We start from the raw sequence: 17,051 nt of genomic DNA, 5'->3' as shown, positions 1-17,051 counted from the left end.
GGATGCCCTGCCGGTACACGTCTCGACGAGGACTCCCCGCGGCCGCCGCTTGGTGGTCGGATGGTCGTGACGGCCGCGACGGCGACCGTCGGCACGGAAGGACAGCCGCATGGAACAGCTCGACACCCCGCCGACCACCAAGGGCCCCGCCGCCTGGTTCACGGGCGACGTCTGGTTCGACGTCCTCGCCGCACCGCCCGCGCCGTCCCGCCTGCGTGTCAACCGCGTCCGGTTCGCGCCCGGAGCCCGCACGGCCTGGCACCGGCACGCCGCCGGTCAGGCGCTGCACGTCACGCAGGGCGTCGCCCGGGTCGGCACGCGCGACGGGCGCGTCCTGACGCTGCGTCCCGGCGAGTCCGTGTGGTGCCCGCCCGACGAGTGGCACTGGCACGGCGCGGGCCCCGACGCGTTCATGGAGCACCTCGCCATGTGGGAGACGGACACCCCCGACGGCGGCGCGACGTGGGCCGAGCACGTGACCGACGAGGAGTACGGGCGATGAGCACCTGGACCGCTGAAGAGCTGGCGGTGGTCGAGTCGGCCGACGAGCTGCGGGTGGCGTCGTACCGGCCCGACGGGACCCTGCGACCGGGCGTGACGATCTGGGTCGTCCGCGTCGGCGACGACGTCTACATCCGGTCCGCGTACGGGCCGTCGAACGGCTGGTTCCGGCACGCGCAGGCGTCCGGGGCCGGCCGCGTCCAGGTCGGCGGACTGGAGAAGGAGGTCGCGTTCGTCGCGCCCCCGCCCGACGTGCATGCCGCGCTCGACGCCGCGTACCACGCGAAGTACGACCGCTACGGCGCACGGATCGTGAACACCGTCGTCGGCCCGTCCGTCGTCGACGTGACCCTGCGTCTCGACCCCCGCTGACCGCGCGTCTCCGCCGTCGGGGGCAGCGAGGCCACGCCCCGAGCTCCACGGAGCGGGTGCACAGCGGCCGGCCCTAGGCTCGACCGGTGCTCCGCCTCACCGACGCCCAGCTCGCGTTCGTCACCGAGCGCCACCTCGCGACGCTGACGACGCTGCGCGCCGACGGGACGCCGCACGTCGTGCCGGTCGGGTTCACGTGGGACGAGGTCGCCGGCGTGACGCGCACGACGACCGGGCCGGGCAGCGTCAAGGCGGCCAACGTGCGTCGCGCCGTCGAGGGCGGTCGCGTCGCCCGCGCCGCGCTGTGCCAGGTCGACGGGCGGCGCTGGCTCACGCTCGAAGGCGAGATGACCGTCGTCGACGATCGTCCCGAGATCGAGGACGCCCTGCGCCGGTACGCCGAGCGCTACCGGCCGCCGCGGCCGGGCGTCGAGCGCGTCGTCCTTCGTCTGGCCGTCGACCGCGTGATGGCGTCGCGCGACCTCCGCTGACCGGCTGACGACCGCGCGCGCCGGCTCACGGCCGCGCGCCGGGTGTCGGTGCTGTCGAGCGGGTCGGTTCAGACGAGCACGACGCCGTCGCGGGCGACGACGCGGCCGCGCGACACCACGACGGCGCGCGGCGGGACGCGGACGAGGGCGTCGGGGACGTTCTCGGCGTCGACCAGCACGAGGTCGCCGGGCGCGCCGACGACGAGGTCGTGCACGTCCCGCCCGACGAACGCGGCGGCGGACGACGTCGCGAGCCGGACGGCACCGGTGAGGTCGTCGTCGGTGCGCAGCCCGTGCAGACGCGCGAAGCCGAGGGCGATGCGCAGCAGGTCGCCGTCGCCGAACGGGGACCACAGGTCGCGGATGCCGTCGGTGCCGAGCCCGACGGGGATGCCGCGCTCGCGCATCCCGCGCCACGGGAGCGGTGCGGTGCCGACGGGCGCGACGGTCGCCCACCCGATGCCGGCGTCGCGCAGCTCGTCGAGCAGGTCCTCCTGCCGCCCGGCGGGGAGCTCGCCGAGCGCGAAGCCGTGCGACACCGTGACCTTGCCGTGCAGCCCGGCGCGGCGCGTGCGCTCGACGACGAGCTCGACCTGGAACGCGCCGAGGTCGCCGCGGTCGTGCAGGTGCACGTCCACGCCGACGCCGCGCCGCTCGGCGATCTCGAACAGCCCGTCGAGCTGCGCGACGGGGTCGCGGTCGATGCCCGCGGGGTCGAGCCCGCCGACGTGCGTGGCGCCCGCGGCGGCGGCCTCGTCGAGCAGCCGGAGCACGCCGGGACGCCGGACGACGCCGTCCTGCGGGAACGCGACGACCTCGACGTCGAGGACCCCGCCGAGATCCTCGGCCGCCGTCCGGACGTGCTCGATGCCGCGCAGCCCGACGCCCAGGTCGACGTCGACGTGGGTGCGCGTGGCGGTCGTGCCGTGCCGGAGGAACTCGCGCAGCACCGCGGTGGTCGACGCGACCGACGGGATGCCGTACCGGTCGCGCTCGGCGCGCTCGTGCGCGATCCGGCCCTGCGTCGTCGCCTCGCCGCCGTAGGACACCCACGGCTGCCCCCACCAGGACTTGTCGACGTGCGCGTGCGCGTTGACGAACCCGGGCAGCGCGAGCAGGCCGCGCCCGTCGACGACCTCGGCGCCCTCCGGTGCGACGGCGGTGCCCGCCGGGACGACGGCGCTCACGACGCCGTCGGTCACCACCACGTCGGACGGCTCGGTTCCCCACGGACGGACGTTGCTCACGACGAGGTGCATGCGACCGACGGTAACCCGGCCGGTCGGAGGGTCCGGCCGGGCGACGTGTTCGGCCGGCCGCCGGGGACCGGGCCCGGACGGCTCGGGAGGCGGACGACCGGGCAAGACCGGCCGACGCCTGGTTCGCTACCGGGATGGCTCCCCCGCTCACCGCCCCGTCCGACGCCTGGACCGTCGAGTGCCGCGGCGTGCTGTTCGACGTGGACGGCACGCTCGTCGACTCGGCGGACGCGATCCGCTCGGCGTGGCGCTGGCTCGCGGAGACGATCGGGATCGACCCCGAGCCGATCGTCGCGGCGTCGGTCGCCGCGCGGGCGCAGGACCTGGTCGACCGGTTCGTGCCGCCGGACCTGCAGGCGCGGGCGCTCGACCTCTCCCGGGAGGCGGGCCTCGCCGCCGCGGCGTCGGTCGTCGCGCTGCCCGGGGCAGCCGCACTGCTCGACGCGCTCCCGTCGACGGCGTGGGGGTGCGTGACGTCGGGCCGCGAGCAGATCGTCACGACCCGGTTGCGAGCGGCGGGCCTGCCGATCCCCGAGGTGTTCGTGACGTCGGAGGACGTGTCGCGCGGCAAGCCCGACCCCGAGCCGTACCTGCGGGGCGCCCAGGTGCTGGGCCTCGACCCCGCCGACTGCCTCGCGTTCGAGGACACGACGGACGGTGTCGCGTCGGCGCGCGCGGCGGGCATGCCCGTCATCGCCGTGGTCGGCACGTTCGCGCCCGACGCGCTGCTCGACGCCGGAGCGACCGCGCTCGCGCACGACCTGCGTCGCGTGTCCGTCGGCAGCGCCGACGGCGTGCTCCGGGTGGCCGCCCGATGACCCGCCGCACGCTGCCCGGTGCCGGCTCGACGGCCCGTCGCACGCTCCCGGCCGGCGGACCGACGGCGCGGCGCACGCCCCCTGCGCCCGGCCGCCTCTCGCGCGGTCCGGTGACGTCGTCGAGCGGTGTGCCGACCGCGCGGCGCGTCGCGACGCTCGCGCCGTGGCAGCCGTCGGACGCCGAGGCGCTGGTCGCCGCCGTCGCGGAGAGCCCGGACCTCGTCCTCCAGCTCGGCGGCGGTGCGGTGCCGAGCGTCGACGCCGCGCGCGAGCTCATCGAGAGCCAGCTCGTGCAGTCCGCGGACCCGACGTGGGCGTTCGCGGTGCGCGTCGACGGGAGGGCGGTCGGGCACGTCGCGCTCGCGCACGTCGAGCACCGGCACGCGACGGCGTGGGTGTCGTACTGGCTGACGGCGAGCGAGCGGGGACGAGGGCTGGCGACGCGCGCGGTCGCGTCGGTCGCGCGGTTCGCGTTCGACGACCTGGGGCTGTTCCGGCTCGAGCTCGGGCACCGTGTGAACAACCCGGCGTCGTGCCGTGTCGCGGTGGGTGCGGGGTTCGCGGCCGAGGGCGTCGAGCGCGCGAAGCTGCGGTACGGCGACGAGCGCTTCGACGTGGAGACGCACGCGCGGCTGGCGTCCGACGCCGACCCGGGTGTGGCGCTCCTCACGCTGAACGCGGGGTGAACAGGCGCCGCCTCCGATTGCACTGAGTGCAACGGTGCACTTAGTGTCGCAAGAGTGACCATCGGACGACGCGCCGCGCTGCGGGAGAAGCACCACCGCGCGATCGTCGACGCCGCCGCGGCCCTCATGCGTGAGACCGGCGGCACGTCGTTCAGCGTCGACGAGCTCGCGCACCGCGCCGACGTGTCCCGCCGCACGGTGTTCAACCACTTCGAGTCGCTCGACGAGATCGTCATCACGGTGTGCGGCGACATCCTCGGCACCGTCGTCGACAGCTTCGAGTCGCACACGGCGCCCGACGCCGACGCGACGATGTTCGACGAGCTCGCGCACGCGCTGCGCGCCACCGACCTCGTCACGCCCATCGCCTACCTCACGCGCGTGCTCGGCAAGGACTCCGACGACGCGCTCACACCGCGCCACGCCGCGCTCATCGGTCGTGCGTTCACCGAGGTCAGCGGGCGCATGTCGGCCGAGATGATGCGACGCCACCCCGACGCCGACGAGCTCGACGTCCGCCTGCTCGTCGGCTCGCTCATGAGCGGTGCGCTCGTCCTGCACGGCTACTGGCACCAGGCCACGGGCGGTGGGGACGACGACCGCTCCCGCCAGGTCTGGGCCGACCTCGTCGAACGCCTCCTCGCCGCCGCCCGCACGGGTTACGGCGCGACGGGCGCGCCACCGCCCACGCCGCACTGACGCGCCCGGAGCGGCACACCCGCCCCCGAGCCACCACCGGCCACGCCACGGCCGGCACCGCACGACCAGCCCGCACCGCACCCGTCCTGACCGGAGAGACCCACCATGGCAGAGCTCCTGTACCGCCTCGGGCGCGCCTCAGCCCGCCACGCGCGCGCCGTCGTCGCCGGCTGGTTCGCCGTCCTCGTCGTCGTCGGCATCACGTTCGTCGCCTTCGGCGGCACGCTGGCCAGCGCGTTCACGATCCCCGACACCCCCACGGCCGAGGTCACCGACCAGCTCCAGCGCGAGCTCCCGTCGGCCGCAGGCGGCACGGGCACGGTCGTGCTCTCGACCGAGGACGGGTCGGCGTTCACGGACGAGCAGAAGGCCGCGATCACCGACCACATCGACGCAGCGCGCGACGTCGACGGCGTCCGCGACGTCGTCGACCCGTTCGCCACGCAGGCCGACCTCGAGGAGCGGCGCCAGCAGCTCGACGACGGCCGCACCCAGCTCGAGCAGGGCCGCGCGCAGCTCGACGCGGGTCAGGAGCAGCTCGACGCGGGCAAGGCGCAGCTCGACGCGGGGCAGCAGCAGCTCGACGCGGGTCGCGCCCAGCTCGAGGCCGCCGCGCAGCAGGCCGCGGGCGCCGGTCCGGTCGCGCAGGCGCAGCTCGCAGCCCAGCAGGCGCAGCTCGACGCGCAGCAGGCACAGCTCGACGCCCAGCTCGCGGTCGTGGCCGAGCAGCAGGCGACGATCGACGCGGGCCGCGACGAGCTCGAGGCGTCGGAGCCCCAGCTCGAGGCGGGGTCGACGCTGCTCGACATGGCCTCCGAGATCCGCCTGGTCTCGTCCGACGGCAGCGCCGTCGTGGTCCCGGTGTCGTTCACCGAGGCGTCCATGAACCTGGCCGACTCGACCAAGGAGGGCCTGCTCGCGGCGTTCGACGAGCCGATCGACGGCGTGCAGGTCGACTACTCGTCGGAGATCTCGGGCGGCGTGCCCGAGCTGCTCGGTGTCGGCGAGGTCATCGGTGTCGTCGTGGCGGGCGTGGTGCTCGTCGTCATGCTCGGCACGTTCCTCGCCGCGGGCCTGCCGATCCTGCAGGCGCTGCTCGGCGTCGGCATCGGCGCGCTCGGCGCGATGTCCCTGTCGGGCGTCGTCGACATGGTGTCCGTGACCCCGATCCTCGGCGTCATGCTCGGCCTGGCCGTCGGCATCGACTACGCGCTGTTCATCGTCAACCGGCACCGCCGCCAGCTCAAGCAGGGCTACGACGTGCAGGAGTCGATCGGGCTCGCGAACGGCACGTCGGGCAACGCCGTCGTCTTCGCCGGCGCCACGGTGCTCATCGCGCTGCTCGCGCTCAACATCACCGGCATCCCGTTCCTCGGCCTCATGGGCACCGTCGGCGCGTTCTCCGTGCTCGTCGCCGTCCTCATCGCGATCACCATGACGCCCGCGCTGCTCACGATGCTCGGCACGCGCGTCCTCAACAAGAAGGAGCGCGCCGCGTTCACGGCCGCCGGTGCCGGGACGGGCGACGTCGTCGTGGCCGCACCCACCAAGCCGCTGCGACCCATGACCACGTGGAAGGCCGTCCTGGCCGCCCTCCTCAGCGTCGGGGCGCTCGTCGTCGTCGCGCTGCCTGCGACCGAGCTGCGGCTCGGCCTGCCCGACGGGTCGTCCGAGCCGCACGACTCCACGCAGTACCGCGCCTACTCGACGATCGACGAGCGGTTCGGCGAGGGCCAGAACGGCACCCTCGTCGTCGTCGCGACGCTCCCCGAGGCGCCCGCCGAGGGCCAGGAGACCGTCGAGCAGGCCCGCATCGGCTCGGCGATCTTCGCGCAGGACGACGTCGTCGCCGTCGCGCCCATCGGCTCGTCCGAGGACGGCACGACGATCGCGTTCCAGGTCGTGCCCGCCGAGGGCCCGACCAGCGAGTCGACCGAGGAGCTCGTGCACACGCTGCGCGACCTGTCCGTCGACGGCGTGGACTCGATCGGCGTCGCGGGCCAGGCCAGCGGCAACATCGACGTGTCCGACACGCTCGCCGACTCCCTGCCGACGTACCTCGCGGTCGTCGTCGGGCTGTCGCTGCTCATCCTCATCGTCGTGTTCCGGTCGATCTTCGTGCCGGTCGTCGCGACCCTCGGGTTCATCCTGTCCTTCTTCGCCGCGATCGGCGGGGTCGTCGCGATCTACCAGTGGGGCTGGCTGTCCGGCGTCTTCGGCGTCGAGACGCCCGGCCCGGTGCTGAACTTCCTCCCGACGATCCTCGTCGGCATCCTGTTCGGCCTCGCGATGGACTACCAGCTGTTCCTCGGGTCCGGCATGCGCGAGGCGTACGCGCACGGCGCCCCCGCGCGCATCGCCGTCGTGCAGGGCCTGCGGGCCGGGCGGGCCGTCGTCACCGCCGCGGCGATCATCATGATCTCCGTGTTCGGCGGGTTCGTGTTCTCGCACTCGGCGATGATCCGGCCCATCGGGTTCGCCCTCGCGTTCGGCGTCCTGGTCGACGCGTTCGTCGTCCGCATGGTGCTCATCCCGGCCCTCATGCACCTCGCCGGTGACAGGGCGTGGTGGATCCCGCGGTGGCTCGACCGCATCCTTCCCGACGTCGACGTGGAGGGCGCCGCCCTGGAGCGCCGCCACCCGCACGAGCACGAGACGCACCTCGACCCGGAGCCGTCGGCGACCGCCTGACGACCCCACCGGTCCGCGCCCGGGCCGTCGGCACCCCCGACGGACCCGGGCGCCGCCGTCTGCCCTCGCCCGGACCCCCTTCCGCCCGTGTCCGCACCCTTGCCGCGCCTCCCGACCCCGGTCTTCCCTCCTCGACAGCGCCGACCACGACATCGCGTGCGGTTCGTGGGCTGCGGACGCCGCTGATGTCGTGGCCGGCGCGCGCGTCGCCCGCAGGCGACGACCGGCGGTCGTTTGATGAGATGGGGCGCGTGACCGAGTGGACCGTGCCCCAGCCCTCAGGCCCCGACGACCCGCGTCGGCCCAACACCCCGTACGACCGTGTGCCGCCGCCGCTCCCGCCCGGGCAGGAGGCTCCCGTCAGCGGACCGCCGACGACCGGGGCGGGTGCGTGGTGGTGGGGGCTCGGGCTGCTGCTGTGCGTGCCGCTGCTGAGCAACCTGCTGGTCGTCGCGGGCGCGCTCGGGTACCGGGCCGCCGTGCGGAAGACGCTGACGCCCACCGGTGAGGAGGTCGTGCGTCGGGCGGTGAACTGGCACCTGAGCCAGCTGCTGTACACGGCCGTCCTGCTGGCGGTGCACGTCGTGCTGCTCATGACGTTCGCGAGCGACGAGCCCGTGCCGCTCGCCAGCCCGGTGAGCACCGCGATGGGTCTGCTGGTGCTGCTCGTGGTCTACGGCCTGGTGCTGTCGATCGTCTCCGCCAACCGCGCGTCGCGCGGCGACCTGACCCGGACGGCCGGCGCGATCCCGTTCGTCCGCGCCTGACGGTCGGCGCCCGGTCCCGTCCGTGCCCGCCGGACTCCCGGGCGGCAGGTTCGCCGGCCCCGTGACGACCCGGTCGCGCACCCGTCACCCCACGCGCACGCTGGACGACGGGAGTGGTGCGCGTGGAGTGGTTCGACGCCGAGGGCTACGCGGTGGCGCGCGAAGCCGTGCAGCGCGGGGTCGCCGCCGTGTACGTCGTCGCGTTCGTCGCGGTGCTGCGCCAGTTCCGGCCGCTGCTCGGCGAGCACGGGCTGCTGCCGGTGCCGTCGTTCGTGGCGCGGGTCCCGTGGCGGTCGTCGCCCAGCCTGATGCGCCGGTACTCGGACCAGCGGCTCGTGGTCGTCGGCTGGGTCGGGCTGCTCGTCGCGCTGACGCTCGTGGTCGGGCTGCCGCAGGCGGGTCCGTGGTGGGTGCCGATGCTGGCGTTCCTCGTCCTGTGGGTGCTCTACCTGTCAGTCGTCAACGTCGGGCAGGTGTTCTACGGGTTCGGGTGGGAGTCGCTGCTGCTCGAGGCGGGTTTCCTCGTCGCGTTCCTCGGGTCCGACGACGTCGCGCCGCCGATCACGGTCCTGGTCCTGCTGTGGTGGCTGGTGTTCCGGCTCGAGCTCGGGGCGGGCCTCATCAAGTGGCGCGGCGACCCCGCGTGGCGCGACCTCACGGCGCTCTACTACCACCACGAGACGCAGCCGATGCCCGGCCCGCTCAGCCGGCTGTTCCACCTGCTCCCCCGCCCGCTGCACCGCGTCGAGGTCGCCGCCAACCACGTCGCGCAGCTCGTGGTGCCGTGGTTCCTGCTGGTCCCCGGACGCGTCGCGGCGGTCGCGGCGGCGGTCGTCGTCGTCACGCAGCTCTGGCTCGTGCTCTCCGGCAACTTCGCGTGGCTCAACTGGCTGACGATCGTGCTGGCCCTGTCGGCGATCGACGACGCGTCCTGGGCGGCGGTCCTGCGCCCGCTCGGCATCGCCGTCGGCGACGGCGCCCCGCCGCGCGACGAGCCGGTCGGCTACGTCGTCGTCGCCCTCGCCGTCTCCGCGCTGTGCGTCGTGCTGTCGTGGTGGCCGCTGCGGAACCTCGTCTCGCGGCACCAGCGCATGAACGCGTCGTTCAACGTGTGGCACCTCGTCAACGCGTACGGCGCGTTCGGGACGATCACCCGGCAGCGCACCGAGGTCGCCGTCGAGGGCACGCGCGACGCCGTCCCCGGGCCGGACGCCCGCTGGGAGGAGTACGGGTTCCACGGCAAGCCCGGTGACGTGCGCCGGCTGCCGCGCCAGTTCGCGCCGTACCACCTGCGGCTCGACTGGGGCATGTGGTTCCTCGCGCTCGGGTCGTCCGCACAGCTCCGCTGGTTCGTGCCGTTCCTCGTCAAGCTCCTCGAGGCCGACCGTGCGACGCTCCGCCTGCTGCGGCACGACCCGTTCGACGGCGAGCCGCCCCGCTGGGTGCGCGCGCGCACGTACCGCTACCGGTTCGCGCGCACCGACGAGCACCGGGCGACGGGCGCGCGCTGGGTGCGCGACGACACGGGCGTGATGATCGACGCGCTGGACCTGGCGACCATCGCCCGCCGCCGCTGACCACGTCGCGGCAGGATGGGCCGACGGCTCGGGGTGGACGGACGGGAGGCTCGGCGACGTGCGAGTGGTGTGGGCGACGATCTTCCTCGACCTGCCCGAGGACCGGTTCCCCGACGGGGTCGCGTTCTGGCAGGCGGTGACCGCGACGCACCTGTCGGCGCCGCGCGGGCCGGGTGGGGAGTTCGCGACGCTGCTCCCGCCCGACGGCGACGCGTTCCTGCGGGTGCAGCGGTTCGACGACGGGCCGCGCGTGCACCTCGACCTGCACGTCGACGACGTGGCAGGGGCGGCGGCGCGAGCGGTCGATCTGGGTGCCACCGAGCAGTATCGCGAGGAGCACGTGGTGCTCGCGTCGCCCGGCGGGTTCGTGTTCTGCGTCGTGCACGACGAGGGCGAGCGACGACGGCCCGCGCCTGTCGACGGCCCGCGGGGCGGCCGGGCGCGCGTCGACCAGCTCTGCCTGGACATCCCGGCGCCGCTGGTCGACCGCGAGCGCGCGTTCTGGTCGGCACTCACCGGCTGGGCGGTCGCGGGCGACGCGTCGCTCGAGCTCGTGCCCCTCGCGCGCCCGGACGGGATGCCGGTGCGGCTGCTCCTCCAGCGGCTCGGCGAGGACGACGGGCGGACCGCCGTCACGGCGCACGTGGACGTCGCGGCCGCAGGCCCCGACCGGGACGACGTCGTCGCGGAGCACGTCGACCTCGGCGCGCAGGTCGTCGCGCGCTTCGCGCAGTGGACCGTCATGCGCGACCCGGCGGGTCTGACCTACTGCCTGACCGGCCGCTCCCCCGACACGGGCGTCCGACCGGTCTGAGCAACCCCGGCGTCACCCGATCTCTCCGCCCGACGGCACGGGCGGCGTGTGTAGCGTCGGCGCATGACTGCCGCTCCCACGCGCTTCCCCACCGACGCCGACGCCTGGCCGGCGTTCCTCACCGAGACCGTCGACGCGTCCCTCGACACGGCCCGCGCGCACCTCGCGACCCTCAAGGACGGCACCCCGCGCACGACCGCGCAGGTGCTGGAGCTGTGGGACCGCAGCGACCTGGCGCTGGGCCGTGCGTCGGCCGCGGCCCACCTGCTGGCCGAGGTCCACCCCGACGCCGACCTTCGATCCGCCGCGGAGGAGCGCGCGCAGGCCGCGGAGGACCTCGCGACGTCGCGCGGCCTCGACCGCGACCTGTGGGAGGTGCTGGCGGCGACCACGGAGGACGGGCTCGACGACGACGCCCGCCGCCTGCGCGAGCACGTGCTGCGCGACTTCCGCCGGGCGGGCGTCGACCAGTCCGACGAGCAGCGCGCGCGGCTCAAGGCGCTCGCCGAGCGCTGCACCGAGCTGGGGCTCGAGTTCGCGCGCAACATCCGCGAGGGCACGCGCAGCATCCAGGTCCGCCCCGAGCAGCTCGACGGCCTGCCCGACGACTTCCGCGCCGAGCACCCGGCGGGCGACGACGGCCTCGTCACGCTGACGACGGACTACCCCGACCTCATCCCGGTCCGGACGTACGCGCGCGACGCGTCGGTGCGCGCGGCCCTGACCTCGGAGTACCTGCGCACCGCGTGGCCCGAGAACGGCCCGGTGCTCGCGGAGCTGCTGCGGCTGCGCGACGAGCGCGCCCACCTGCTCGGGTACGCGGACTGGCCGAGCTACGACGCCGAGGTCAAGATGATCGGCTCGGGCGCGGCGATCCGACAGTTCGTCGACCGGCTCGACGACCTGACGGCGGACCGCGCCCGCGACGACGTCGAGGTGCTGCTCGCCCGGTTCCGCGCCGACGACCCGGCGGCCGCGGCCGTCACGCCCGCCGACAGCCTGTACTACGACCAGGTCGTGCGCCGCGAGCAGTACGACGTGGATGCGCAGGAGGTCCGCCGGTACTTCCGCTACCCGCAGGTCCGCGACGGTGTCGTCGGCACGGTCAGCCGGCTGCTCGGCCTGACGTTCGTGCCGGTCGAGGCGCCGACGTGGCACCCCGACGTGGACGTCCTCGACGTCGAGTCGGACGGCGAGCGCATCGGCCGCGTCTACCTCGACATGCACCCGCGCCCGGGCAAGTTCAACCACGCCGCGCAGTTCCCGCTCGTGCCCGGCGTCGTCGGCGAGCACCTGCCGGAGGGCGTGCTGGTCTGCAACTTCCCCACGGGCACGATGGAGCACGACGACGTCGTGACGTTCTTCCACGAGTTCGGGCACCTGGTGCACGAGATCGTCGGCGGCGCGCAGCGCTGGGCCGCGTTCACGGGCGTCGCGACGGAGTGGGACTTCGTCGAGGCGCCGAGCCAGCTGCTCGAGGAGTGGGCGTGGGACCCGGGCGTGCTGCGCACGTTCGCGACGGACGACGCGGGCGAGCCGATCCCGACGGACCTCGTCGAGCGGATGCGTCGGGCGGACGCGTTCGGGCGCGGGGCGTGGACGCGTCGGCAGCTCAACTTCACCGCCCTCTCGTACGGGCTGCACGCGGCACCGCCCGAGGACCTCGACGCGTACACCGCGGAGATCGACGCGCGGTTCGGCCCCTACGCGGCGCTGCCGGAGACGCACCAGGTCACAGGGTTCGGGCACCTCGAGGGGTACGGCCCGGCGTACTACACGTACCTCTGGAGCCTCGTCATCGCGAAGGACCTGCGGACGGCGTTCGGGGACGACCTGATGAACCCCGAGGTGGGCCGCCGCTACCGCGACGCGATCCTCGCGCCCGGCGGCACGGCCGACGCCGCGGACCTCGTCGAGCGGTTCCTCGGCCGGGCGACGTCCTTCGACGCGTTCGAGACCTGGCTCGCGACGCGCCCCTGACGCCCGCCCGCACGGGCGCCGGGGTCGCCGCCGCGCCGGTCAGGACGGCGGCGGCCCCGGCGGTCCGCGGCGCGCTGCTCGGGCGTCGGCACGATGTGCCGTCCCGGAGCGTCGCCCTCAGGGCGTGGTGCCGAACGTCCCCCACCGCTGCGGCCGACGACCGTCGACGAGCGAGGGGAACCAGGGCGTCTCGCCCACGGCCTGCTGGTGCGCGGTCAGCGCCATCGCGGCGGCGGCACGGCTGACCCGGTCGACACCGCCGGACCGCGTGAAGCCGACCTGACGGCCGCGGTCGTCGCGGTCGACGAGTCGCGTGATCGTGACGACCGACCCGTCGGCGAGCTCGACCGCGCGGCTGCGCCCGTACCCGGGGCGGATGCCCACGCCCTGCACCACGGTGGCCCCGGCGAGCGCCGCCTCGAGCCGCCGCAGGTCGCGCGCCGCGAGCGGCCGCAGCGCGAGCCACGCGGCGACCGTGCCGACCGGGACGCCGACGGCGCTGCCCGACAGCCACACGGCGACCGCGACGAGCGCGGCGACCAGGAGTCCACCCTGCGCGACGACACCCAGGGCGGCCGTCGTCCGGACACCGCTCGGCGCACCGATCGCGCCGGCGACCAGGGACAGCGCGGGCACCAGCGCGAGCGTCGTCGCGGTCACGACCACGGCGCGCATGACCCGCGGGCCGAGCGCGGCGTGCAGCCGACGTCGCTGGTGGCGCACCCCGCGCGGAGCCGCGACCGGCGCCGGCGGGGCGGCGGGGACGAGGACGCGCGCGTCGGTGACGACGGTGAGCGGGACTGTGGCGACGGCGACGGGCACGGCGCGCACGCTATCGGCGCCGATATGCCCGACTTGAGGGTTCGACGTCCGATTCGCCCGACCGGAGCAACGGGGTCAGGAGAGACCGAGCACGCGCCCGAGGCCCGCGGTGACGGCGAGGCCGACGACGGTCCACGCGAGCATGCTGCCGCCGAGGTACGCGACGAAGCGCCACCGGTTCGCCGGGGTCCCCTCGAAGCGCGGGGCGGGGGCCCAGCGGACGGTGTCGACGAGCGCGGCGACGCGCTGGCCGATCGGCTCGTCGTGGCGGGCGGTGACGGGTCCGGGAAGGGTGTCGGTGGCCATCGGGACGCTCCTCGTGAGTGCGCGGGGGCGTCGCACGGACGCCCGGGGATGCGGGGTCGCCGGGGTCACCGGCCCCTCCATCGTCCCATCATGTGGACGCTCGTGGCCTGGGCCGAAAGGGCCATCTTGGTCACACCCGGACGCCTGTCCAGGCAGGTCGTCGCCCCGCCCGCGCCGGTCCCGGGTCACGGTCCGGCGACGAACCGGAGGATTGGGGGCGAACCGTCACAACCGGGCGGTACCAGGCAGTAGGTTGTGCGGCCGTGGCCGTCACCCTCCAGTACATCGCCGAGCGCCCGACGCCTCTCGACCCCGAGGAGCTGTCACGGGTCGCCCGCCTCGTCGAGCAGGGGAACGCCGGCGCCCCGGACGGCGCTCCGCGTCTCGTGCCCGACACCGACCTGCCGGAGGCCGTCGTGCTGCGCGGCCGGACGGAGCTCCCCGTGCACCCGCTGCACGCCCTCACGTCCCTGCTCCACTGGTGCGCGACGCTGACCGAGCTGCGCCGCGCGGTGCCCGACGCGTGGTGGTCGGTGCGCCTCGACCGCGAGCAGGTCCCCTGGGACGACGCCACGGGGTACGCGGTCCCGGGCATGGACGACCCGGAGCTGCTCGCGGCGCTGCGCTGACGGCCCGGCCCGCGGGCAGCTGCGGCAGGCGCGGCCCGGTGTGGCCCGGTGTGGCCCGACCTGCCGGAGGCCGTGGAGGTGCTGCTCGTGCGCGTCTGCGGCCGGCCTATCCGTTGGGAGCGTGACGGCACGCCGGGCTACCGTGCTCGACGTGTCGTCGCGGATCGTCGAGTCCGTCGTCCCGCACAGGCTCGGCACCGGGTTCCGGTGGCTGCTCGCCTCGTCGTGGACGACGAACCTCGGCGACGGCATCGTCCTCGCCGCCGGTCCCCTGCTGGTCGCGTCACGGACGGACGACGCCTTCCTCGTCGCCCTGGCCGCGCTCCTCCAGTGGCTGCCGCCGCTCCTGTTCGGCCTGTGGGCCGGCGCGCTCACCGACCGGCTCGACCGCCGACGCCTCGTCGTCGCCGTCGACTCCGTCCGGGCCGTCGCCCTCGCGCTGCTCGCCACGGCCGTCGCCGTCGACGCCGCCCCGATCGTGCTCGTCCTGGTCGCGATGTTCCTGCTCGGCACCGCCGAGACGTTCGCCGACAACGCCTCGTCGACGCTCGTGCCGATGCTCGTCCGCCGTGACGACCTGGCCGTCGCGAACTCCCGCATCCAGGCCGGGTTCGTCACCGTCAACCAGCTCGTCGGCCCGCCCGTCGGTGCCGCGCTGTTCGCCGGGGGGCAGGCCGTGCCGTTCTTCGCGGACGCGCTGCTCGTCGCCGCCGGAGCGGTCATGGTGTCCCGGCTGCGCGTCGCGCCCGTGCACACCGAGCGCAAGGCGACGCACATCCGGCACGACATCGCCGAGGGCGTCCGGTGGGTCCTGCACCACGCGGCCGTGCGCACGCTCGTCCTGACGATCCTCATCTTCAACGTGACGTTCGGCGCCGCGTGGGCGGTCCTCGTCCTCTACGCACAGCAGCGGCTCGGCCTCGGCGCGATCGGGTTCGGGCTCGTCACGACGGTGCAGGCCGTGGGCGGGCTCGTCGGGACGTTCTCCTACGGGTGGCTGACCGCGCGGATCAGCCTCGCGAACCTCATGCGCATCGGCCTGATCATCGAGACGCTCACGCACCTCGCGCTCGCGCTCACGACGACCGCCTGGTTCGCGATGGTCGTGTTCTTCGTGTTCGGCGCGCACGCCTTCGTCTGGGGCACGACGTCCGTGACGATCCGGCAGCGGGCCGTGCCGACCGCGCTCCAGGGACGCGTCGCGAGCGTCAACCTGGTCGGCGTCTTCGGCGGGCTCGTCGTCGGCGCCGGGGTGGGCGGGGCGCTCGCGCAGCACAACGGCGTGACGGCGCCGTTCTGGTTCGCGTTCGTCGGGTCGGCCGTGTTCGTCGTGCTCATCTGGTCGCAGCTGCGGCACGTCGCGCACGCCGACGAGCAGGACGCCCCCGAGCCGGAGTGACGGCCCGCGCACGACGGGCCCGCAGGTCGCGCAGCGCGACCACGCCCGTGACGGCACGCGGCGACAGGACGACGATCCCCAGCAGCAGCGCCTCCCAGAACGCCCACGTCGACGGTCCGTGCACCACGACCGACTCGACGACCCAGCGCAGCATGAACCACGTCGACGGCAGGAACACCGCGACGAAGAACGCCGCCGCGAGCGCGTACCCCGACACGTGCACCCACCGGTACCAGCGCGCGACCGCCAGGTCCCGCGCGGGCGCTGCCGCGAGCGCCGCCGCCTGCTCCGGGCTGAGCCGGCGGACCGTGCGCCGCAGCATCAGACGCGTCGTCCGGTCGAGCGAGGTGCAGCCGAGCAGGGCCGTCATCACCGCGTACACGTCGGAGCGGAGGAAGACGAAGAGCTGCACGACGATCGCCGTGAGCTCGATCATCACGACTGCCGCGAGGAACGCGTCCGGTCCCACGCCCGCCGTCCGCAGGGCCAGCGCCGCACACAGCACCGACGCGTCGAACCCCATCCCGGCCAGCAGCGGCCCGACGCGGCGGCGCGGCGGCAGCGCCCACAGGCCCGTCAGGTTCGTCTCGAACGTGAGGAAGTACGTCCGGCGGGTCACGCGCAGTCGCGCCGGGACACCGAGCGCGGCCGCCGCGAGGACGTGCGCGAGCTCGTGCACGCCCGCGAGCACGTACGTCACGACCACGACCGCGGCGATGCTCTGCGCGGGACTCGCCAGGAAGAACAGGTCGAGCGCGTGGGGACGCACGCGCGGGACGGCGGTGACGAGCACGACCGACGCGAGGGTCGCGAGCGCGGCGAGCACCCCGGCGGTTCGCCCGAACAGCCACGGCAGCCGGATCCGCGGGGCGACGGCCCAGCCCGTGCCTGCCGGACCGACGTCCCCCGGTGGCGGTGCGGCCACGGCGGACTCGTCGACCGCCGCGACGAAGCCGAGCCGGACCAGCGAGCGTGCGAACGACACGACGTCGACGGGCTCGGGCGCGTCGGGCGGTGTCACCGCGCGCTCGACGTCGGCGACGGTCCGCCCCTCGGCGAGGAGGGCCAGCGCCTGCGCGCCGACGGCGGGCAGCGCCACGAAGCGGCCCGTCGCGGGGTGACCGACGACGACGCGGTCGCCCTGCGCGGTCGTCGTGAGGTCGTGGAGCCGCAGGACCGACGACGGGCTGACGAGGTCCGCGTCGAGAGCCGGGGCCGTGACAGCAGGCGTCGTCATGGC

General features: G+C 74.9%; 17 protein-coding genes. 13 read left to right on the top strand and 4 right to left on the bottom strand.

Features of this window, described 5'->3' with window-relative positions; translation table 11 throughout:
- The first annotated feature begins 109 nt into the window (after positions 1-109).
- The 3 genes from GXP71_RS18190 to GXP71_RS18180 all read left to right on the top strand — a co-directional run bounded on the left by GXP71_RS18190 (position 110) and on the right by GXP71_RS18180 (position 1,364).
- On the top strand, positions 110-502 hold the full coding sequence (locus GXP71_RS18190; RefSeq protein WP_124342879.1) for a cupin domain-containing protein: 393 nt from the start codon (positions 110-112) through the stop codon (positions 500-502).
- Positions 499-873, top strand: coding sequence for a DUF2255 family protein (locus GXP71_RS18185; protein ID WP_162353813.1), 375 nt, complete (start codon positions 499-501; stop codon positions 871-873). Before GXP71_RS18190 ends, GXP71_RS18185 begins: the two co-directional genes overlap by 4 nt.
- An 86-nt stretch (positions 874-959) precedes the next feature.
- Entirely contained in the window at positions 960-1,364 is a 405-nt protein-coding gene (locus GXP71_RS18180) for a pyridoxamine 5'-phosphate oxidase family protein (protein WP_162353812.1), read from the top strand.
- 68 nt (positions 1,365-1,432) lie between these two features.
- Here the strand turns inward: GXP71_RS18180 and GXP71_RS18175 are convergent, their stop codons facing one another.
- Positions 1,433-2,623, bottom strand: coding sequence for an amidohydrolase (locus GXP71_RS18175; protein ID WP_162353811.1), 1,191 nt, complete (start codon positions 2,621-2,623; stop codon positions 1,433-1,435).
- A gap of 134 nt (positions 2,624-2,757) precedes the next feature.
- Between GXP71_RS18175 and GXP71_RS18170 the strand changes: the two genes are divergently transcribed.
- The 8 genes from GXP71_RS18170 (at position 2,758) to GXP71_RS18135 (ending at position 12,655) form a co-directional block, all read left to right on the top strand.
- Positions 2,758-3,441: an HAD-IA family hydrolase gene (locus GXP71_RS18170; protein WP_162353810.1), complete on the top strand. Its 684-nt coding sequence runs from the start codon at positions 2,758-2,760 to the stop codon at positions 3,439-3,441.
- Complete coding sequence (locus GXP71_RS18165) at positions 3,438-4,127, top strand: GNAT family N-acetyltransferase (RefSeq protein ID WP_162353809.1); 690 nt, start codon at positions 3,438-3,440, stop codon at positions 4,125-4,127. Before GXP71_RS18170 ends, GXP71_RS18165 begins: the two co-directional genes overlap by 4 nt.
- A 54-nt stretch (positions 4,128-4,181) precedes the next feature.
- Positions 4,182-4,826, top strand: a complete 645-nt coding sequence (locus GXP71_RS18160; protein ID WP_238402491.1) for a TetR/AcrR family transcriptional regulator — start codon at positions 4,182-4,184, stop codon at positions 4,824-4,826.
- Between the two features lie 105 nt (positions 4,827-4,931).
- Positions 4,932-7,517, top strand: coding sequence for an MMPL family transporter (locus GXP71_RS18155; protein WP_162353808.1), 2,586 nt, complete (start codon positions 4,932-4,934; stop codon positions 7,515-7,517).
- Between the two features lie 251 nt (positions 7,518-7,768).
- Positions 7,769-8,284, top strand: a complete 516-nt coding sequence (locus GXP71_RS18150; RefSeq protein ID WP_162353807.1) for a DUF4870 domain-containing protein — start codon at positions 7,769-7,771, stop codon at positions 8,282-8,284.
- Between the two features lie 122 nt (positions 8,285-8,406).
- Positions 8,407-9,861, top strand: a complete 1,455-nt coding sequence (locus GXP71_RS18145; RefSeq protein ID WP_162353806.1) for a lipase maturation factor family protein — start codon at positions 8,407-8,409, stop codon at positions 9,859-9,861.
- Between the two features lie 58 nt (positions 9,862-9,919).
- The gene (locus GXP71_RS18140) at positions 9,920-10,675 is read left to right on the top strand and encodes a VOC family protein (protein ID WP_162353805.1); all 756 of its coding nucleotides are present in this window, start codon (positions 9,920-9,922) and stop codon (positions 10,673-10,675) included.
- A gap of 63 nt (positions 10,676-10,738) precedes the next feature.
- Entirely contained in the window at positions 10,739-12,655 is a 1,917-nt protein-coding gene (locus GXP71_RS18135; RefSeq protein WP_162353804.1) for a M3 family metallopeptidase, read from the top strand.
- Positions 12,656-12,772: 117 nt separating this feature from the next.
- Here the strand turns inward: GXP71_RS18135 and GXP71_RS18130 are convergent, their stop codons facing one another.
- Complete coding sequence (locus GXP71_RS18130; protein ID WP_162353803.1) at positions 12,773-13,477, bottom strand: hypothetical protein; 705 nt, start codon at positions 13,475-13,477, stop codon at positions 12,773-12,775.
- 75 nt (positions 13,478-13,552) lie between these two features.
- Entirely contained in the window at positions 13,553-13,783 is a 231-nt protein-coding gene (locus tag GXP71_RS18125) for a chemotaxis protein CheW (protein WP_162353802.1), read from the bottom strand.
- A 263-nt stretch (positions 13,784-14,046) separates the two neighbouring features.
- On the opposite strand from GXP71_RS18125, the gene GXP71_RS18120 reads away from it, so the two are divergent.
- Positions 14,047-14,412 carry a hypothetical protein gene (locus GXP71_RS18120; protein ID WP_124341569.1) on the top strand — a complete coding sequence of 122 codons (366 nt, stop codon included), beginning with the start codon at positions 14,047-14,049 and terminating at the stop codon, positions 14,410-14,412.
- Between the two features lie 151 nt (positions 14,413-14,563).
- A complete protein-coding gene (locus GXP71_RS18115) occupies positions 14,564-15,811 on the top strand; it encodes an MFS transporter (RefSeq protein ID WP_370520950.1) in 1,248 nt (415 codons plus the stop codon).
- Here GXP71_RS18115 and GXP71_RS18110 read toward each other — a convergent pair.
- Complete coding sequence (locus GXP71_RS18110) at positions 15,747-17,048, bottom strand: hypothetical protein (RefSeq protein WP_162353801.1); 1,302 nt, start codon at positions 17,046-17,048, stop codon at positions 15,747-15,749. The genes GXP71_RS18115 and GXP71_RS18110 overlap by 65 nt on opposite strands.
- Positions 17,049-17,051: the final 3 nt, after the last annotated feature.

It is taken from the genome of Cellulomonas sp. H30R-01, assembly GCF_010119915.1.
In the GTDB taxonomy this organism is placed as follows: Bacteria; Actinomycetota; Actinomycetes; order Actinomycetales; family Cellulomonadaceae; genus Cellulomonas; species Cellulomonas algicola.
The sequence above is the reverse complement of the archived record's forward strand: the minus strand, read 5'-3'. Positions and strand labels throughout refer to the sequence as shown.